19 protein-coding genes are annotated in these 19695 nt (G+C 58.1%); 17 read left to right on the top strand and 2 right to left on the bottom strand.

The features are described from left to right. Positions 1-33: 33 nt before the first annotated feature. From prmB to KOSB73_RS22075, 6 genes are read left to right on the top strand one after another with little or no spacing between them, the layout of a single operon-like run. Positions 34-966, top strand: a complete 933-nt coding sequence (prmB, locus tag KOSB73_RS22100; RefSeq protein ID WP_024359294.1) for a 50S ribosomal protein L3 N(5)-glutamine methyltransferase — start codon at positions 34-36, stop codon at positions 964-966. A gap of 37 nt (positions 967-1003) precedes the next feature. Further along, a complete protein-coding gene (gene aroC, locus KOSB73_RS22095) occupies positions 1004-2089 on the top strand; it encodes a chorismate synthase (RefSeq protein ID WP_004852905.1) in 1086 nt (361 codons plus the stop codon). Positions 2090-2092: 3 nt separating this feature from the next. Beyond that, on the top strand, positions 2093-2917 hold the full coding sequence (mepA, locus tag KOSB73_RS22090; RefSeq protein ID WP_098141001.1) for a penicillin-insensitive murein endopeptidase: 825 nt from the start codon (positions 2093-2095) through the stop codon (positions 2915-2917). Then, complete coding sequence (locus KOSB73_RS22085) at positions 2917-3726, top strand: sulfite exporter TauE/SafE family protein (RefSeq protein ID WP_024359293.1); 810 nt, start codon at positions 2917-2919, stop codon at positions 3724-3726. The genes mepA and KOSB73_RS22085 overlap by 1 nt, the downstream gene beginning before the upstream one ends. Then, positions 3726-4274 carry an elongation factor P hydroxylase gene (locus tag KOSB73_RS22080; protein ID WP_004870863.1) on the top strand — a complete coding sequence of 183 codons (549 nt, stop codon included), beginning with the start codon at positions 3726-3728 and terminating at the stop codon, positions 4272-4274. The genes KOSB73_RS22085 and KOSB73_RS22080 overlap by 1 nt, the downstream gene beginning before the upstream one ends. Positions 4275-4305: 31 nt before the next feature. Further along, positions 4306-4584 carry a YfcL family protein gene (locus KOSB73_RS22075; protein WP_024359292.1) on the top strand — a complete coding sequence of 93 codons (279 nt, stop codon included), beginning with the start codon at positions 4306-4308 and terminating at the stop codon, positions 4582-4584. 55 nt (positions 4585-4639) lie between these two features. Here the strand turns inward: KOSB73_RS22075 and mnmC are convergent, their stop codons facing one another. Continuing rightward, complete coding sequence (mnmC, locus tag KOSB73_RS22070) at positions 4640-6628, bottom strand: bifunctional tRNA (5-methylaminomethyl-2-thiouridine)(34)-methyltransferase MnmC2/FAD-dependent 5-carboxymethylaminomethyl-2-thiouridine(34) oxidoreductase MnmC1 (RefSeq protein WP_098141042.1); 1989 nt, start codon at positions 6626-6628, stop codon at positions 4640-4642. 158 nt (positions 6629-6786) lie between these two features. Here mnmC and fabB point away from each other — a divergent pair, with 158 nt between their 5' ends. Then, on the top strand, positions 6787-8004 hold the full coding sequence (gene fabB, locus KOSB73_RS22065; protein ID WP_004123236.1) for a beta-ketoacyl-ACP synthase I: 1218 nt from the start codon (positions 6787-6789) through the stop codon (positions 8002-8004). Between the two features lie 205 nt (positions 8005-8209). Next, entirely contained in the window at positions 8210-9385 is a 1176-nt protein-coding gene (locus KOSB73_RS22060; RefSeq protein WP_049088433.1) for an MFS transporter, read from the top strand. 40 nt (positions 9386-9425) lie between these two features. Here KOSB73_RS22060 and flk read toward each other — a convergent pair whose 3' ends face one another. Next, complete coding sequence (flk, locus tag KOSB73_RS22055; RefSeq protein WP_004870874.1) at positions 9426-10385, bottom strand: flagella biosynthesis regulator Flk; 960 nt, start codon at positions 10383-10385, stop codon at positions 9426-9428. A gap of 110 nt (positions 10386-10495) precedes the next feature. Between flk and pdxB the strand changes: the two genes are divergently transcribed. The 9 genes from pdxB to purF all read left to right on the top strand — a co-directional run bounded on the left by pdxB (position 10496) and on the right by purF (position 19575). Beyond that, positions 10496-11632 carry a 4-phosphoerythronate dehydrogenase PdxB gene (pdxB, locus tag KOSB73_RS22050; RefSeq protein ID WP_098140999.1) on the top strand — a complete coding sequence of 379 codons (1137 nt, stop codon included), beginning with the start codon at positions 10496-10498 and terminating at the stop codon, positions 11630-11632. 62 nt (positions 11633-11694) lie between these two features. Beyond that, positions 11695-12708 carry an aspartate-semialdehyde dehydrogenase gene (locus KOSB73_RS22045; protein ID WP_024359288.1) on the top strand — a complete coding sequence of 338 codons (1014 nt, stop codon included), beginning with the start codon at positions 11695-11697 and terminating at the stop codon, positions 12706-12708. Continuing rightward, entirely contained in the window at positions 12708-13520 is an 813-nt protein-coding gene (truA, locus tag KOSB73_RS22040) for a tRNA pseudouridine(38-40) synthase TruA (protein ID WP_004870879.1), read from the top strand. The genes KOSB73_RS22045 and truA overlap by 1 nt, the downstream gene beginning before the upstream one ends. Before the next feature lie 27 nt (positions 13521-13547). Further along, complete coding sequence (locus KOSB73_RS22035; RefSeq protein ID WP_004123217.1) at positions 13548-14207, top strand: DedA family protein; 660 nt, start codon at positions 13548-13550, stop codon at positions 14205-14207. A 194-nt stretch (positions 14208-14401) separates the two neighbouring features. Next, the gene (gene accD / locus KOSB73_RS22030; RefSeq protein WP_004870882.1) at positions 14402-15316 is read left to right on the top strand and encodes an acetyl-CoA carboxylase, carboxyltransferase subunit beta; all 915 of its coding nucleotides are present in this window, start codon (positions 14402-14404) and stop codon (positions 15314-15316) included. A 72-nt stretch (positions 15317-15388) separates the two neighbouring features. Continuing rightward, entirely contained in the window at positions 15389-16657 is a 1269-nt protein-coding gene (gene folC / locus KOSB73_RS22025; RefSeq protein ID WP_098140997.1) for a bifunctional tetrahydrofolate synthase/dihydrofolate synthase, read from the top strand. Continuing rightward, positions 16647-17336 (top strand): cell division protein DedD, encoded by a 690-nt coding sequence (gene dedD, locus KOSB73_RS22020; RefSeq protein ID WP_004870885.1) that lies wholly within the window; start codon positions 16647-16649, stop codon positions 17334-17336. Before folC ends, dedD begins: the two co-directional genes overlap by 11 nt. Positions 17337-17535: 199 nt before the next feature. Continuing rightward, positions 17536-18024, top strand: a complete 489-nt coding sequence (gene cvpA / locus KOSB73_RS22015; protein ID WP_004104143.1) for a colicin V production protein — start codon at positions 17536-17538, stop codon at positions 18022-18024. Positions 18025-18057: 33 nt separating this feature from the next. After that, on the top strand, positions 18058-19575 hold the full coding sequence (gene purF, locus KOSB73_RS22010; RefSeq protein WP_098140995.1) for an amidophosphoribosyltransferase: 1518 nt from the start codon (positions 18058-18060) through the stop codon (positions 19573-19575). Positions 19576-19695: the final 120 nt, after the last annotated feature.

The following is a 19695-nucleotide window of genomic DNA, read 5'->3' as shown; positions in this document are numbered from 1 at the left end:
GAATTTATAGCAGAGCGTGCCCTGGGGGATAGCGTGGATAAAATTTTTGTTGATGAAGCCGTTAATGAGCTTCATACCATTCAGGACATGCTGCGTTGGGCGGTAAGCCGCTTCAGCGCTGCAAATATCTGGTACGGACACGGCACTGATAACCCGTGGGATGAAGCCGTACAGCTGGTGATGCCGTCGCTGTATCTGCCGCTTGATATTCCGGAAGATATGCGTACCGCGCGTCTGACTTCCAGCGAAAAACATCGCATCGTTGAGCGCGTCATTCGCCGTATTAACGAGCGCATTCCGGTCGCTTATCTGACCAACAAAGCCTGGTTCTGCGGCCATGAGTTTTACGTTGATGAGCGCGTGCTGGTGCCGCGCTCGCCGATTGGCGAACTCATTAATAACCATTTTTCCGGCCTGATTGACCACTATCCGCAGCACATCCTCGATATGTGCACCGGCAGCGGCTGTATCGCCATCGCCTGCGCATACGCTTTCCCGGAAGCGGAAGTCGATGCGGTGGATATTTCTCTTGACGCGCTGGCCGTGACCGAGCAGAACGTGGAAGATCACGGCTTAATTCATAACGTGACGCCGATTCGCTCCGATCTATTCCGCGATCTGCCGAAGGTGCAATACGATCTGATCGTGACCAATCCACCGTACGTTGATGAAGAAGATATGTCCGACCTGCCGGGCGAATATCGCCATGAACCGGTTCTGGGATTGGCTTCCGGCAGCGATGGCCTGAAGTTGACCCGCCGGATCCTGGCCTGCGCGCCGGATTATCTCAGCGATGACGGTATCCTGATTTGTGAAGTCGGTAACAGCATGGTACATCTGATGGAGCAATATCCTGACGTGCCGTTTACCTGGCTGGAGTTTGAAAATGGCGGCGATGGCGTCTTTATGCTGACCAAACCGCAGCTGATTGCCGCCCGCGCGCATTTCGGCATCTATAAAGACTAAAACAACACGCAAACATAACGACAAAAACGGAGCCGTGATGGCAGGAAACACAATTGGACAACTCTTTCGCGTCACGACGTTCGGCGAATCGCATGGCCTGGCGCTGGGCTGCATCGTTGACGGCGTGCCGCCAGGCATTCCGCTAACCGAAGCCGATCTCCAGCACGATCTCGATCGCCGTCGTCCGGGAACCTCGCGCTATACCACCCAGCGCCGCGAGCCGGACCAGGTGAAGATCCTCTCCGGCGTATTCGAGGGCGTGACCACCGGGACCAGCATTGGCCTGCTGATTGAGAATACCGACCAGCGTTCTCAGGACTACGGCGCCATTAAGGACGTTTTCCGTCCGGGACACGCTGACTACACCTACGAGCAGAAATATGGTCTGCGCGACTATCGCGGCGGCGGTCGTTCCTCTGCGCGTGAAACCGCCATGCGCGTGGCCGCCGGGGCGATTGCCAAGAAATTCCTCGCCGCGAAATTCGGTATTGTGATTCGCGGTTGCCTGACCCAGATGGGCGATATCCCGCTGGCGATAAAAGCGTGGGATCAGGTAGAGCAGAACCCGTTCTTCTGCCCGGATCCGGACAAAATCGAAGCGCTTGATGAACTGATGCGCGGCCTGAAAAAAGAGGGCGACTCCATCGGGGCGAAGGTTACCGTGGTGGCCGATGGCGTACCGCCGGGGCTGGGCGAGCCGGTATTCGACCGCCTGGATGCCGATATCGCGCACGCGCTGATGAGCATCAATGCGGTGAAGGGCGTGGAAATTGGCGATGGTTTTGAGGTGGTGAAACTGCGCGGCAGCGAAAACCGCGATGAAATTACCAAAGCGGGCTTCCAGAGCAACCACGCGGGCGGCATTCTCGGCGGCATCAGCAGCGGTCAGCAGATCGTGGCGAATATCGCGCTGAAGCCGACCTCAAGCATCACCGTACCTGGACACACGATCAATCGCTTTGGCGAAGAAGTCGAGATGATCACCAAAGGGCGTCACGATCCATGCGTCGGTATTCGTGCGGTACCTATTGCCGAAGCGATGCTGGCGATCGTGTTAATGGATCACTTTATGCGTCAGCGCGCGCAAAACGGCGACGTGACGACATCAATTCCACGCTGGTAATAGATGAAAAAAACCGTTATCGCACTGCTGGCGCTCCTCGCCAGCGCTACCAGCCTGGCGGCAACGCCGTGGCAGAAAATCACGCAGCCCGTTAGCGGCAGCCCGCAGTCCATTGGCGCCTTTGCCAATGGCTGTATCGTTGGCGCCCAGGCGCTGCCGTTAAACGCCACCGGCTATCAGGTGATGCGTACCGATCAGAACCGCTACTTCGGCCATCCGGACCTCGTGCAGTTTATTCAACGTCTGAGCAATCAGGTGCACAATAAAGGCATGGGGACGGTGCTGATTGGCGACATGGGTATGCCGGCCGGGGGACGCTTTAACGGCGGCCACGCCAGCCATCAGTCCGGGCTGGACGTCGATATTTTTCTTCAGTTGCCGCAGGCGCGCTGGAGTTCAGCTCAGCTGCTGAAACCACAGGCTCTGGATCTGGTGGCCCGCGACGGCAAGCGCGTGGTACCGTCGCTATGGAGCCCGCAAATCAGCCAGCTGATTAAGATGGCGGCGGAAGATAGCGAAGTCACGCGTATTTTCGTCAACCCGGCGATTAAGCAGCAACTGTGCCTGGATGCCGGTAACGATCGCGACTGGCTACGCAAGGTCCGCCCGTGGTTCCAGCACCGCGCGCATATGCACGTACGCTTGCGCTGCCCGGCCGGCAGCCTCGAGTGTGAAGATCAGGCCCCGCCTCCGGCTGGCGATGGCTGCGGCGCGGAATTGCAAAGCTGGTTTGAACCCCCTAAACCCGGATCAACCCCTCCTGTGAAGAAGACGCCGCCTCCGCTGCCGCCTTCCTGCCAGGCGCTACTGGATGAGCATATTCTTTAATGGATAGTTTTATCGACGTTTTTATGGTGTCACCGACGGTACTGGTCGTACTGTTCTTCGTGGCCATTCTGGCGGGTTTCATCGATTCTCTGGCGGGCGGCGGCGGGTTATTGACCGTTCCGGCCCTGATGGCGGCGGGTCTTCCCCCTGCGCAGGCGCTGGCCACCAACAAGCTGCAGGCCTGCGGCGGGTCGCTGTCCGCTTCGCTGTATTTCATTCGCCGCAAGGTGGTGAATCTGGCCGATCAGAAGCTGAATATTCTGATGACCTTTCTCGGCTCGACCGGCGGCGCGCTGCTGGTTCAGCACGTTCAGTCCGACGTTCTTAAGCAAATACTGCCCATTCTGGTTATCGGTATCGGCCTCTATTTTCTGTTGATGCCGAAGCTCGGCGAAGAGGACCGGCAGCGCCGTCTGTATGGCCTGCCGTTTGCCCTGATCGCCGGCGGCTGCGTTGGCTTTTACGACGGTTTCTTTGGCCCGGGCGCCGGATCTTTTTACGCGCTGGCGTTCGTCACGCTGGCCGGGTTCAACCTGGCGAAATCGACCGCACATGCGAAATTGCTGAACGCGACGTCTAACGTTGGCGGCCTGCTGCTGTTCATCATCGGCGGCAAGGTCATTTGGGCTACCGGCTTTGTGATGATGGCCGGGCAATTTATCGGCGCTCGCGCGGGATCGCGGCTAGTGCTGAGCAAAGGACAGTCACTGATTCGACCGATGATCGTCGTGGTGTCGGCGGTGATGAGTGCAAAACTGCTTTATGACAGCCATGGACAGGAGATCCTCCACTGGCTGGGGATGAACTAATGAACAGCACGCATAAATACGAACAGCTGATCGCGATCTTCGACGGCTGTTTTGCTGACGATTTTAATACCCGTCTGATTAAAGGCGATGACGAACCGATCTATCTTCCGGCAGATGATGACGTGCCTTACAACCGCATCGTCTTTGCCCACGGCTTTTATGCCAGCGGACTGCACGAGATATCGCACTGGTGCATTGCCGGAAAGGCGCGCCGCGAGCAGGTTGATTTCGGTTACTGGTACTGCCCGGACGGTCGCGACGCGATGACTCAGTCTAAATTTGAAGACGTCGAGGTGAAGCCTCAGGCATTCGATTGGCTGTTTTGCGTGGCGGCGGGATATCCATTTAACGTCAGTTGCGACAACCTGGAGGGGGATTTTGAACCCGACCGCATCGCTTTTCAGCGGCGTGTGCATGCCCAGGTGATGACCTATCTGGAGCAGGGGATCCCCGAGCGTCCCGCGCGTTTCATTAAGGCGCTGCAAGAATATTACCAAACGCCGCCCTTGACGGCAGAACAGTTCCCGTGGCCGGAAGACCTGCACTAAGGCCACGCTTTACATACTATGAGGAAAGAAGATGATCGCGGAGTTTGAATCACGCATTCTGGCGTTAATTGATAATATGGTCGACCACGCCAGTGATGACGAACTGTTTGCCGGCGGTTATCTGCGCGGCCACCTGACGCTGGCGGTGGCCGAGCTGGAAGGAGAGGGCGAGCATACTGCGCAAGCGGTGCATGACAAAGTCGCCCAGAGCCTTGCAAAAGCCATCAGCGCGGGCGAACTGTCGCCGCCGGATCAGATTCTGGTGCAGGAAATGTGGAACAGTCTGTATCAGAAGGCGATGCAGAAATAGTTCTGCTTTCTGCCAAAGCCCGGCGATCGCTCCGCCGGGCCCGATTTTCCCTCGATTATTTCACCGCTTTCCCTTTCAGCAGCTTTCTGACCCATAGCCGGTTAGGGTTCAGCGCCGCCAGCGTTTCTTTATCCATCGGTAATGGCTCATTGCTCATTTGCGACGCCAGAATTTCAGCCGCCAGCGGCGCGGAGCACAGGCCGCGTGAACCCAGCGCGCCCAACATATACAGGTTGCGGTAAACCGGCGCTTCTCCGGCCTGCTCCTGGCGTTCAGCCAGCGAGGCATATGCGCTTAAGGTAGCGTCATAATCAGGCACGTTGCCGACCATCGGCAAATGATCGCGGGTTGCGCAGCGCACGCCGCTGCGTGACTGATTCGCGCTCACGTCTACTTCCCGCGTCCATTCCGCCTGCGGGAAGCAGTCAATCAGGCGCTGCCGATTCTGCTGCTGATCGTCGGCGCTAAACGCGGCATCTGCCTGTCCTCGGTGGTAGCTTGCGCCAATGCAGTGCTGCTGATTATGCGGGTTTTGCGGCGTCAGGTAGCCGTTGTAGCACAGGACCTGGCGCAATTTCGATAGCCCTGGCGTTGTCGGAATATGGCTGACCTGACCGGCAACCGGGTACATGGGAAGATGCTCCGTCTGGCTGAAGCGGGTCAACTGATGGCCGTTGGCCAGTATCACGACCTCGTGGTACTGGCGCTGGTTTAACTGCCAGCCGCTATTGTCTGCGCTGAGAGCCTCTACCGGGTAATCGTAGTGAACGCGGAGTCCGCGAGTCGCGGCGAGGGCCAGCAGCTCAGCGGTTAACTGCTGCGGACAAAGCCAGCCGCCTGCCGGATAGGCGATGCCCCCGCAGCCGGTTTCGACACCGGTTTGTTGCTCTGCGGCCTCGGTGTCCACGGCGACGGCGATTTCCGGCGGCAGATTAAGCTCAATCATCTGAGCGATTTTCTGCGCACTTTTGACATCCCAGCCCAGCTGCGTCACGCCGCACCATTCATGATCGAACATCACCGGCAGCGTGTCGTACAGACGGCGGGCGAAAGTAAACGCCGCCGGGAAGAAGCGGGCCAGGGCGGGATCGTGCTGGCTGAGCAGCGGATAGAGCGCGCCCTGGCGGTTTCCGGAGGCGCCTTCGGCCGGCGCGCTGTCGGCGCAGTATAACGTCACCTGCCATCCGCGGCGCAGCAGCGCCAGCGCGAGCAGGGCGCTGGCGATCCCCCCACCGATGATTGCCGCATCGCGCTGTTCCGTACCGCTGCGGGCAAACCACGGCGCGCGTGCGGGGATCTCCAGCGTCTGAAGCATTTCACCGGTGAGCATTTCGCGCTTGCGGCCAAAACCCTTGCGCTTGTGCATGCTGAAGCCGGCTTCCTGCAGCCCGCGGCGCACAAAACCGGCGGAGGTGAAGGTCGCCAGGGTGCCGCCGGGTCTGGCCAGACGGGCCATCGCCGCAAACAGCTCCGCCGTCCACATGTCCGGGTTTTTTGCGGGGGCAAAGCCGTCGAGAAACCAGGCATCCACCTGCCGATTAAGCGAATCATCGAGCCCGTTGGTCAGCTCATTAATATCGCCAAACCACAAGTCCAGCGTGACCCGGCCCTCGTCCAGCAGCAGACGATGGCAGCCCGCGATGGGCAGAGGCCACTGCGCCTGCAGCTGCTCGGCCCAGGTTGCAAGCTCCGGCCAGCGCTGGTGAGCGAGGCGCAGGTCGTCCGCTTTCAGCGGAAATTTTTCGAAACTGATGAAATGTAATCTTTGCAGGGTAGCTTGTGGATTCTCGCGGTGAAAAACGTCATACGCCTGCCACAGCGTGAGGAAATTGAGGCCGGTACCGAACCCGCTTTCGGCAACCACAAAAAACGGGCGGGGATGCCCTGGAAAGCGTTCATTGAGCCGATTGCCGCCGAGGAAGACGTAGCGCGTCTCTTCCAGACCGTTGTCATTGGAAAAGTACACATCATCAAAATCTCGGGAAACAGGTGTACCCTCAGCGTTGAATTCCAGGTTGGCAGGTTGTATGGCGTTTTGTTTCACGTAAGTTACTCGAATCACAAGGCGTAGAACGATCTTAACGATGTGTGCCTGAGGGCGCAAATTTATACACAAATTGGCTGATCGGACTTGTTCGGCGTACAAGTGTACGCTATTGTGCGACTCGAAACTTACTATAGTGCGACTTACAGAGGTATTGAATGAAACGTGCAGTGATTACTGGCCTGGGCATCGTTTCCAGTATTGGTAATAACCAGCAGGAAGTCCTGGCATCTCTGCGTGAAGGACGCTCCGGGATCACTTTCTCTGAAGAGTTTAAAGATTCGGGAATGCGCAGCCACGTATGGGGCAACGTCAAACTGGACACCACCGGCTTGATCGACCGTAAAGTGGTTCGTTTCATGAACGATGCCTCAATCTATTCCTATCTCTCTATGCAGCAGGCTATTGAAGATGCTGGCCTGAAAGATGAAGTCTATCAGCAAAACCCGCGCGTGGGTCTGATCGCCGGTTCCGGCGGTTCTTCTAAATCTCAGGTTTTCGGCGCTGACGCAATGCGTAGCCCGCGCGGCCTGAAAGCGGTTGGCCCTTACGTGGTGACCAAAGCGATGGCGTCAGCGGTATCCGCTTGCCTCGCAACACCGTTCAAAATCTACGGCGTGAACTACTCCATCAGCTCCGCCTGCGCGACTTCCGCCCACTGCATCGGTAACGCCGTTGAACAAATCCAGCTGGGCAAACAGGATATCGTGTTTGCCGGCGGCGGCGAAGAGCTGTGCTGGGAAATGGCGTGTGAATTCGACGCGATGGGCGCGCTGTCCACCAAATACAACGAAACGCCGGAAAAAGCGTCTCGTACCTATGACACCCACCGTGATGGTTTCGTTATCGCGGGCGGCGGCGGCATGGTTGTGGTTGAAGAACTGGAACATGCCCTGGCGCGCGGCGCGCACATCTATGCTGAAATCGTTGGCTACGGCGCAACGTCCGATGGCGCAGACATGGTTGCCCCGTCCGGTGAAGGCGCGGTTCGCTGCATGAAGATGGCGATGGACGGCGTTGATACGCCGATTGACTACCTGAACTCCCACGGCACCTCTACCCCGGTAGGCGATGTGAAGGAGCTGGGGGCGATTCGTGAAGTCTTTGGCGATAACAGCCCGGCTATCTCCGCGACCAAAGCGATGACCGGCCACTCCCTGGGCGCCGCTGGCGTACAGGAAGCTATCTACTCCCTGCTGATGCTGGAACACGGCTTTATTGCCCCGAGCATCAACATTGAAGAGATGGATGAGCAGGCGGCTGGCCTGAATATCGTGACCGAGCCGACTGAACGCGCGCTGAAGACCGTGATGTCTAACAGCTTCGGCTTTGGCGGGACTAACGCCACGCTGGTGATGCGCAAATACAGCGCATAACGAGCACGCTTTACCAGGGGAGCCCGTTGGCTCCCCTTTTTGTATTCTTGACAGACCCCTGCGCGAAAAGGCAAACTCCTGCCACAACATTAGTCTCTCAGATAATGCGTAAGCGTTTAACGTCATCCAACGCGCCTTAACCCTGATAATCAGGTGGAGGGGGCGTGGCTATCACCTCGCCTTACTCTGCGAACTGGAGTAAAGCATGTCCGCAGTCACTGAAACAAAACATACCCCTTCAGCGAATGGTTCGCTGTTTCGCATCACTTTCGCCGTTTTTCTGACCTATATGACCGTCGGCCTACCGCTACCGGTTATCCCCTTGTTTGTCCATCAGGAACTGGGATTCGGCAACACCATGGTTGGCATCGCTGTCGGTATTCAGTTTCTGGCGACCGTATTAACCCGCGGCTATGCCGGCCGCCTTGCCGACCAGTACGGCGCCAAACGCTCTGTCCTGCAGGGGATGCTGGCCTGCGCGCTGGCGGGGGGCGCCTGGCTGTGCGCCGCGCTGCTGCCAGTGCCGGTGATGGCGAAGTTTGGCCTGCTGGTGCTTGGCCGCCTGATCCTGGGGTTTGGGGAAAGCCAGCTGCTCACCGGGAATTTAAGCTGGGGGATGGGGCTGGTGGGTCCCATGCGATCCGGTAAAGTCATGTCATGGAACGGCATGGCGATCTACGGCTCGCTGGCGGCCGGGGCCCCGCTGGGGCTGCTAATCTACAGCCATTACGGCGTCGCGGCGCTGGCCTGCGTCACCATGGTACTGCCGTTAGTGGCCTGGGCGATTAACGGCACGGTGCGTAAAATTCCTGCTCACGGCGGCGAGCGCCCGTCGCTGTGGAGCGTGGTTGGGATGATCTGGCGGCCCGGTATCGGTCTTGGCCTTCAGGGCGTTGGCTTCGCGGTAATTGGCACCTTTGTCTCTTTGTATTTCGCCAGCAACGGCTGGGCGATGGCCGGCTTTACGCTGACCGCGTTTGGCGGGGCATTCGTGCTGATGCGCGTGCTGTTTGGCTGGATGCCGGATCGCTTCGGCGGGGTAAAAGTGGCCATCGTTTCGCTGCTGATTGAAGCGATAGGCCTGGCGCTGCTTTGGCAGGCGCCCGATGCCTGGATCGCGCTGGCTGGCGCGGCGCTAACTGGCTGCGGATGCTCGCTTATCTTCCCGGCGCTGGGCGTCGAGGTCGTGAAGCGGGTACCGCCGCAGGTACGGGGAACGGCGCTTGGCGGCTATGCCGCGTTTCAGGATATCTCCTACGGCGTCACCGGCCCGCTTACCGGGCTGCTCGCGACTTCGTTGGGCTACTCTTCGGTCTTCCTGGCCGCGGCAATATGCGCCGTACTGGGGATCCTGGTTACCCTGGTGTCGCTGCGTAAGTAGCGCTTTCATTCGGCCCGCCATGCGGGCCGATGAGATGTCTTTAAATCACCAGCCACAGCAGGCCAAGCGCCACGATAGCTGCCAGCGCGATAACCCACGGTTTTTTCAATGCCAGCCACGGTGAGGCGGAAGGCGCCTGAACCGGCGGGATCGCCAGCGTCTCCTGGGCTCTGGCGACCCTGAGCACGAAAATTTTGTTAAGCAGCGTCAGCAGCTGAGCCGCGCTGAGCGGCGTTTGCGCCGTCGCGTGCCAGTGGGTTTGGGCAAAATCCATCACTCTTTGCCATTCCGCGGCTTCAAGCGGCTGTTTTAATGCGGCCTGCAGCGAGGTCAGCGTCGGCGCAGCCTGAGAACTGAGCGTTTGCCGCGCGTGGAGCCAGTAGGAGAGGGGCGTAAAGTGGGTCGCCGGGATCAGCTCTCCGCTCTTGACGCCGCTTAGCTCCAGCATGGATTGCCAGATAAGCTTGCTGGACTCGCCGGTGGCCGCGGCGAGTTTGGTCACCTGCTGATTGAGCGTGTTGTGCTCCGCTGGCAGCAGCGGACGATGCGTTGGCGGGCGCTGCTGCGGCTGAGGAATCGACAGCTGGCCGCTTTGCAGGAGTTGCAGAACATTCTCCAGCTGCGGCTGGGTCAATGCATGCAGTGCGGTTTGACCGTCATGCTGACGAATATAATCGCTGACCGCCTGGCGATTGTTGCCCTGGTTCAGCAGTTCGCTCAGCTGCGCCAGGATTTGCCGACGGTGATGATTTTGCTGGGCGAGGATTAAGCGCTGGTTCAGGCTGTGCTCGGCGGCGGCAAAATGGCTTGCCAGCAGCGGCGCGTCGTTTTTCAGGCTAAGATCGTGTTTTACGCAGGCCCACACTTCCGCATTTTGCTGCGAGGTTAAGGCCACCAGGCGCGTAATGAGCCGCTCAAGCGCGGTACGCTGCTGAGTGGTGAGCGGAGGTTCGCCCGATCCCGGAGGGCGTTCGGACATACCTGAAACGGGTTGCGTCATGATTAATCCTTTGCGTATTGCTGTACTAAGGGCCGGGTGATGATGTTCCTGGCGGCCAGATTATGGCACACTTCCCCGGTTTACTCTCGCTCTCAGACAGGTACTGAACCGTGAAAATCCTCGTTGATGAAAATATGCCCTATGCGCGCGAGCTTTTTAGCCGCCTGGGGGAAGTCAAGGCCGTTGCTGGCCGCCCTGTCCCGGTCGATGCGTTGAATGACGCCGATGCGCTGATGGTGCGATCCGTCACCAAAGTTAACGAAGCGCTGCTTTCCGGCAAGGCGATCAAATTTGTTGGCACCGCGACGGCGGGTACCGATCATGTCGATCAGGCGTGGCTGCAGCAGGCGGGAATCGGCTTTTCCGCTGCCCCGGGCTGCAACGCTATCGCGGTGGTGGAATATGTGTTTTCGGCGCTGTTAATACTGGCCGAGCGCGATGGTTTTGCGCTTAGCGACCGTACCGTCGGGATCGTGGGCGTCGGTAACGTGGGCGGGCGCCTGCAAAAGCGCCTTGAGGCGCTGGGAATAAAAACCCTGCTTTGCGATCCGCCGCGCGCCGATCGTGGCGATGAGGGCGATTTTCACACCCTCGACGAGCTGGTGCAGGAAGCGGACATTCTGACTTTCCATACGCCGCTCTATAAGGAAGGGCAGTACAAAACGCTGCACCTGGCGAATGAGGCGCTGATTCGCCGCCTGAAGCCGGGGACGATTTTAATCAACGCCTGCCGTGGGCCTGTGGTGGATAACGCCGCGCTGCTGCAGCGGCTGCAGGCCAATCAGTCGTTAAGCGTGGTACTGGATGTCTGGGAGCCGGAGCCGGACCTGAATACCGAATTGCTCAAGCGGGTGGATATTGGTACGCCGCATATTGCCGGTTATACCCTTGAAGGAAAAGCGCGCGGCACGACGCAGGTTTTTGAGGCCTACAGCGCGTTTATTGGTCATCCGCAGCAGGTGGCGCTGGACACATTGCTGCCGGCGCCGGAATTTGGCCGCATTACGCTGCACGGGCCGCTCGATCAGGCAACGCTAAAACGGCTGGCGCATTTGGTGTATGATGTGCGCCGCGATGATGCGCCGCTGCGAAAAGTCGCGGGCGTTGCGGGCGAGTTCGACAAACTGCGCAAAAATTATCAGGAACGCCGTGAATGGTCTTCGCTGTACGTGCAGTGCAGCGATGTGCAGGCGGCGACGCTGTTGCGCCAGCTGGGCTTCAACGCCGTACATCATCCTGTTCGTTAATATCATCTTAATGCTCCTGCTGGATAATCCGGCAGGGCCGCTTTTTTCTGGAGTACACCACCATGTCTGAAGGCTGGAATATTGCCGTACTGGGCGCAACGGGCGCCGTAGGCGAAGCCCTGTTCGAAACGCTTGCCGATCGTCAGTTCCCGGTGGGGGATATTTATGCCCTGGCTCGAAGCGATAGCGCTGGGGAACATCTGCGCTTTTCGGGCAAGTCGGTTGTCGTACAGGATGCGACCGAATTCGACTGGACCCAGGTCCAACTGGCCTTTTTTGCCGCCGGCGTCGAAGCGACCGCGGCGTATATCGACGACGCCACAAACGCGGGCTGCCTGGTGATTGATTTAAGCGGTCTGTTTGCGCTGGAGCCGGACGTGCCGCTGGTGGTGCCGGATGTCAACCCGTTCGTGCTGGCGGATTACCGCAATCGTAACGTTATTGCGGTACCGAATAGCCTGACCAGCCAGCTGCTGTCGGCGTTAAAACCGCTGATCGATCAGGGCGGCCTGTCGCGCATCAGCGTGACCAACCTGCTGTCCGCCTCCGCCCACGGTAAAAAAGCGGTCGATGCGCTGGCGGGGCAGAGCGCCAAACTGCTTAACGGTGTTCCGATCGATGAGGACGACTTCTTCGGCCGCCAGCTGGCGTTCAATATGCTGCCGCTGCTGCCCGATCGGGAAGGAAGCGTGCGCGAAGAGCGTCGTATCGTCGATGAAGTCCGCAAAATTCTGCAGGATGACGGCCTGATGATCTCCGCAAGCGTCGTTCAGTCGCCGGTATTCTACGGTCATGCACAGATGGTCAGCTTTGAAGCGCAGCGCCCGCTGGCGGCGGAAGAGGCGCGCGATGCCCTTAGCCGCGGCGAAGATATCGAGCTGTCAGAAGAGGGCGAGTTCCCGACGCAGGTCGGCGATGCTTCCGGTAATGGCCGCCTTTCCGTCGGCTGCGTGCATAACGATTACGGGATGCCGGAGCAGGTGCAGTTCTGGTCCGTTGCCGATAACGTCCGTTTTGGCGGCGCGCTGATGGCGGTGAAAATCGCTGAGAAGCTGGTTCAGGAGTATCTGTACTGATGTCTGAGATGGAGCAGCCGCCGGTCTACAAAATTGCGCTGGGCATCGAATATGATGGCAGCAAGTACTACGGCTGGCAGCGGCAGAATGAAGTTCGCAGCGTGCAGGAGAAGCTGGAAAAGGCGCTTTCGCAGGTGGCGAACGAGCCTGTTAACGTTTTTTGCGCCGGCCGTACGGACGCCGGCGTTCACGGCACCGGTCAGGTGGTGCATTTTGAAACGCGCGCGCAGCGTCAGGATGCCGCATGGACGCTGGGCGTGAATGCCAATTTACCCGGCGACATTGCGGTGCGCTGGGTGAAGCCGGTTCCGCAAGATTTTCACGCCCGCTTCAGCGCCACGGCGCGTCGCTATCGTTATGTTATCTATAATCATCGTCTGCGGCCGGCGGTATTGAGCCGCGGCGTAACCCATTATTATCTGCCGCTGGATGCGGAGCGGATGCAGCGCGCCGCTCAGTGTCTGCTGGGAGAGAATGATTTCACCTCGTTTCGTGCGGTACAGTGCCAGTCGCGCACGCCGTGGCGCAACGTGATGCACATCAACGTCACCCGTTATGGTGCATATGTGGTGGTGGACATCAAAGCGAATGCCTTTGTACATCATATGGTAAGGAACATTGTCGGCAGTCTGATGGAAGTAGGTGCCGGTAACCAGCCAGAGAGCTGGATTGCAGAACTTCTGGCGGCAAAAGACAGGACGCTTGCCGCCGCAACGGCAAAGGCGGAAGGATTGTATCTGGTGTCGGTGGACTACCCGGCCCGCTACGACCTCCCGGTCATGCCGATGGGCCCGCTGTTTCTGGCGGACTAACCGGGTTATTAAGGGCTAACGCAAACTATGGACCTGATTCACTTTTTAATTGATTTTATCCTGCATATTGATGTGCATCTGGCTGAGCTGGTCGCGGAGTACGGTATTTGGGTATACGCGATTTTATTTTTGATTCTGTTCTGCGAAACCGGTCTGGTGGTCACGCCGTTCCTGCCGGGGGATTCTCTGCTGTTTGTGGCGGGCGCGCTCTCCGCGCTGCCGACCAACGATCTCAACGTGCATTTAATGGTGCTGCTGATGGTCATTGCCGCGATTGTTGGCGATGCGCTGAACTACACGATTGGCCGGCTGTTTGGTGAAAAGCTTTTCAGCAATCCCAATTCGAAAATTTTCCGCCGCAGCTACCTGGATAAGACCCATAGCTTCTACGAACGCCACGGCGGTAAAACTATCATTCTGGCGCGTTTCGTGCCGATCGTCCGAACGTTTGCGCCGTTTGTGGCGGGAATGGGGCATATGTCCTATCGTCATTTTGCGATGTATAACGTTGTTGGCGCGCTGCTGTGGGTGCTGTTATTTACCTATGCGGGTTATCTGTTCGGCGATTTGCCGATCGTACAGGAAAACCTTAAGCTGCTGATTGTGGCGATTATCGTCCTCTCCGTATTGCCTGGCGTGATTGAAGTCATCCGCCACAAGCGGGCGGCGGCGAAACAGGCGAAATAACGCGGCGACGATCTTCGGGCGGTATGCCGCCGTCCGTAGAGTGAAGTGTGAGCGGTTCGACCACTTTTTTATCCCATGTTACGGGATGTTATGATTTAATGTGCAACATTCATGGTCTGTAAGGGGCAAAAATGGCATTATGCGCCCCTTGCGACAAAACTGGCATCGACCAGGTTCAGGTAGAAAGGTTATCAATGAGCTGGATTGAACGAATTAAAAGCAATATAACCCCCACCCGTAAGGCAAGTATTCCTGAAGGTGTATGGACCAAGTGCGACAGCTGCGGACAGGTATTGTACCGCGCAGAGCTGGAGCGCAACCTGGAGGTTTGCCCTAAGTGCGATCACCACATGCGTATGTCGGCGCGCAACCGCCTGCATAGTCTGCTGGACGAAGGTTCCCTCGTGGAGCTGGGTAGCGAGCTCGAGCCGAAAGATGTGCTGAAGTTCCGCGATTCGAAAAAGTATAAAGACCGTCTGGCGTCCGCCCAGAAAGAGACCGGCGAAAAAGACGCGCTGGTGGTCATGAAAGGCACCCTGCACGATATGCCGGTTGTTGCCGCCGCTTTCGAATTCTCCTTTATGGGCGGGTCAATGGGCTCCGTGGTCGGTGCGCGCTTTGTTCGCGCGGTTGAGCAGGCTCTGGAAGACAACTGCCCGCTGATTTGCTTCTCCGCATCCGGCGGCGCGCGTATGCAGGAAGCGCTGATGTCGCTGATGCAGATGGCGAAAACCTCCGCTGCGCTGGCGAAAATGCAGGAGCGCGGCTTGCCGTATATCTCCGTGCTGACCGACCCAACCATGGGCGGCGTCTCGGCGAGTTTTGCAATGCTGGGCGATCTCAACATCGCTGAGCCAAAAGCGCTGATCGGCTTTGCCGGTCCCCGCGTTATCGAGCAGACCGTTCGCGAGAAGCTGCCGCCGGGGTTCCAGCGCAGCGAGTTCCTGATTGAGAAAGGGGCGATCGACATGATCGTACGCCGCCCGGAAATGCGTCTGAAGCTGGCCAGTATCCTGGCGAAGCTGATGAACCTTCCGGCGCCAAATCCGGAACCCGCTCACGAAGGCGAGGTGGTGCCGCCGGTACCGGATCAGGAACCAGAGGCCTGATAATGGAGAGGGCAGGCCTGACGGCGCTGCCCTTTTTTATACGCGTAGCGATCTTAACTCTTGCCGGACATCATGGAAAAACAACCTATTCCTCAGGCCGCGTCGCCCTTGGCTACGTGGCTTTCTTATCTGGAGCATCTGCACAGCAAAACTATCGATCTCGGCCTGGCGCGCGTCAGCGAGGTCGCGAAGCGGATGGCGGTATTAAAACCGGCGCCGTTTGTCTTCACGGTGGCGGGAACCAACGGTAAAGGCACTACCTGCCGTACCCTGGAGTCGGCGCTGATGGCGGCGGGCTACAAGGTTGGAGTTTACAGTTCGCCGCATCTGGTACGCTACACCGAGCGGGTGCGCGTGCAGGGCGAGGAGCTGACGGAGCTGGCGCACACTACCTCTTTTGCCGAAATTGAAGCCGCGCGCGGTGAGATTTCCCTGAGCTATTTTGAGTTCGGCACGCTTTCCGCGCTGTGGCTGTTTCAGCAGGCGCGGCTGGATGTGGTGATTCTTGAGGTGGGCCTGGGCGGCCGCCTGGATGCGACCAATATCGTCGATGCCGACGTGGCGGTGGTGACCAGTATCGCCCTCGATCATACTGACTGGCTGGGGCCGGATCGCGAAAGCATCGGCCGCGAAAAGGCGGGTATTTTCCGCGCCGGCAAAGCGGCCATCGTCGGTGAACCTGATATGCCGTTGACCATTGCTCAGGTGGCGGATGAAAAAGGGGCGCGGCTCCTGCGCCGTGACGTTGACTGGCGGTACGAGGCCGGGGAACAAGGCTGGTCTTTCTTCGATCGGCAGGGGGCGTTGACCGACCTGCCGCTGCCGCAGGTTCCGATGCCGAATGCGGCTACGGCGATTGCGGCCTTGCGCGCCAGCGGGCTTAAGGTTAGCGAGCAGGCGATTCGCGACGGCGTACAACGCGCGATGCTGCCGGGGCGATTCCAGATAATCAGCGAGGCTCCCCGGACGATCCTTGATGTTGCCCATAACCCGCATGCGGCGGCATATCTCGCGGGGCGTCTCAGAACCTTATCGAAAACGGGGCGCGTGCTGGCGGTTATTGGTATGCTGCATGACAAGGATATCGCAGGTACGCTGGCAAATCTGCAGACGGAAGTTGACGACTGGTACTGCGCGCCGCTGGAAGGGCCGCGTGGAGCCACGGCGGAGCAGCTGCTGGAACATTTGCGCACAGGCAAAGTCTATATTAGCGTCGCGCAGGCGTGGCATGCCGCGATGGCGGACGCCAGACCTGAAGATACGGTGCTGGTATGTGGTTCATTCCACACGGTGGCGCATGTAATGGAAGAAATAGACGCGGGGAGAATCGGTGGCGAGTAAGTTTCAGAACCGTTTAGTCGGGACGATTGTGCTGGTGGCGCTGGGGGTGATTATCCTGCCAGGGCTGCTGGATGGTCAGAAAAAACATTATCAGGATGAGTTTGCCGCGATCCCGCTGGTGCCAAAGCCGGGGGATCGCGATGAGCCGGATATGTTACCTGCAGCGACTCAGGCGCTGCCTTCGCAGCCTCCGGAAGGGGCGGCGGAAGAGGTGCGAGCAGGCGATGCCGCTGCGCCATCGCTGGATCCGTCGCGAATACCGGTGAACAACAACAGTTTTGATGTGGTCCAGGAGCCGGTTGTGACGCCGAAGCCGCAGCCGAAACCTCAGCCGAAGCCTCAGCCTAAGCCGGTAGAGAAACCGCAGACGCAGCAGGTTACGGCGCAGACGCCGCCGCCTAAACCGCAGCAGCAGGCTGAAATTCCGGCGCCGACCGGCAAAGCTTATGTTGTGCAGCTGGGCGCGCTGAAGAACGCCGATAAGGTCAACGAAATTGTTGGTAAGCTGCGCGCTTCCGGCTTTAAAGTTTACACGTCGCCTTCGACGCCGGTGCAGGGTAAAATCACTCGTATCCTCGTGGGGCCGGATACTTCGAAGGATAAGCTGAAAGGCCAGCTTGGCGAGCTGAAGCAGATTTCAGGACTTAGCGGCGTGGTCATGGGCTACAGCCCGAACTAACTCTCTCTTTTTTAAAGGAGTAGAGGGCCGGAACCCCTGTCTGACGCGCCCTGAAGAGGCGAAAGGCAGTATGGCGTTGAATGTTTTTTCAGCGCCATTTTTATTTCTGTAGGGCATGGAAATCCCTACGCAAACGTTTTCTTTTTCTGTTAGAATGCGCCCCGAACCGGACGACAGGGCGTAAAATCGTGGGACGTATATGGTCTGGATTGATTACGCCATAATTGCGGTGATTGGTTTTTCCTCACTGGTTAGCCTGATCCGCGGCTTTGTTCGTGAAGCTTTATCGCTGGTAACCTGGGGATGCGCTTTCTTTGTTGCCAGTCATTACTACACTTACCTGGCTGTCTGGTTCACGGGCTTTGAAGACGAACTGGTCCGAAATGGGATTGCTATCGCGATACTGTTTATCGCAACGCTTATCGTCGGCGCTATCGTTAACTTTGTGATAGGTCAGCTGGTGGAAAAAACCGGCCTGTCGGGAACCGACAGGGTGTTAGGGATCTGCTTTGGCGCCCTGCGCGGGGTGTTAATCGTCTCAGCGATTCTGTTCTTTCTCGATAGCTTTACCGGTATGGCGAAAAGCGAAGACTGGCAAAAGTCTGAGCTTATCCCGCAGTTCAGTTTCGTTATCAGATGGTTTTTTGACTATCTGCAGAGCTCGTCAAGTTTCTTGCCCAAAGCATAAGCGTTGGGATGTAGCTTAACGAGGAAAAGACGTATGTGCGGTATTGTCGGTATCGCCGGTGTTATGCCGGTAAACCAGTCGATTTATGACGCGTTAACGGTGCTTCAGCATCGTGGCCAGGATGCCGCAGGCATCATCACTATTGATGCGAACAACTGTTTCCGTTTGCGTAAGGCGAACGGACTGGTGAGCGACGTTTTTGAAGCTCGCCATATGCAGCGTATGCAGGGCAATATGGGTATTGGTCACGTTCGTTACCCGACGGCGGGCAGCTCCAGCGCCTCCGAGGCACAGCCTTTCTACGTCAACTCGCCGTACGGCATTACGTTGGCGCACAACGGTAACCTGACTAACGCTCACGAGCTGCGTAAAAAGCTGTTTGAAGAAAAACGCCGCCACATCAACACCACCTCTGATTCCGAAATTCTGCTCAATATCTTCGCCAGCGAGCTGGACAATTACCGCCACTATCCGCTGGAAGCAGACAACATTTTTGCGGCGATCGCTGCCACCAACCGCCAGATTCGCGGCGCTTACGCCTGCGTGGCGATGATTATCGGCCACGGCATGGTCGCCTTCCGCGACCCGAACGGCATCCGTCCGCTGGTGCTGGGCAAGCGCGATATCGGCGATGGCCGCACCGAGTATATGGTGGCTTCGGAAAGCGTGGCGCTGGATACGCTGGGCTTTGAGTTCCTGCGCGACGTGGCGCCTGGCGAAGCGGTGTACATCACCGAAAAAGGTCAGCTGTTCACTCGTCAATGCGCGGAGAACCCGGTCAGCAACCCGTGCCTGTTCGAATATGTCTACTTTGCGCGTCCGGACTCCTTCATCGATAAAATCTCCGTCTACAGCGCGCGCGTTAATATGGGCACGAAGCTGGGCGAGAAAATTGCCCGCGAGTGGGAAGATCTGGATATCGACGTGGTCATTCCTATCCCGGAAACCTCCTGCGATATCGCGCTGGAAATTGCCCGTATTCTCGACAAACCTTACCGCCAGGGGTTTGTTAAAAACCGCTACGTTGGCCGCACCTTTATCATGCCGGGCCAGCAGCTGCGCCGTAAGTCCGTGCGCCGTAAGCTTAACGCCAACCGCGCCGAGTTCCGCGATAAGAACGTGCTGCTGGTGGATGACTCCATCGTGCGCGGCACTACCTCAGAGCAGATTATCGAGATGGCGCGCGAAGCCGGGGCGAAGAAAGTGTATCTGGCCTCCGCGGCGCCGGAAATTCGCTTCCCGAACGTGTATGGCATCGATATGCCGACTGCCAATGAGCTGATCGCACACGGGCGTGAAGTGGATGAGATTCGCCAGATCATCGGCGCAGACGGCCTGATTTTCCAGGATCTGGACGATCTGATTGACGCGGTGCGCGCTGAGAATCCGGATATTCAGCAGTTCGAATGCTCGGTGTTCAACGGTATCTACGTCACCAAAGATGTTGATCAGACCTATCTGGATTTCCTTGACTCTCTGCGCAACGACGACGCAAAAGCGGTTCAGCTGCAGAACGAAGTGGAAAACCTGGAGATGCACAACGAAGGGTAATGCCTTGATTCACCAGAAGCCCGCGGTCCGGAGACTGCGGGCTTTTTTATTTTCTCGCGCCAATTGCGGGTCCGCGGTTGCGTCGGGGGCTATAATCCGGCAAAGTCTGCGCCATCGTGG

The sequence above is a fragment of the Klebsiella grimontii genome, assembly GCF_900200035.1.
GTDB lineage: Bacteria > Pseudomonadota > Gammaproteobacteria > Enterobacterales > Enterobacteriaceae > Klebsiella > Klebsiella grimontii.
Note: the sequence above shows the minus strand (reverse complement) of the source record. Positions and strands in the feature narration are given on the sequence as shown.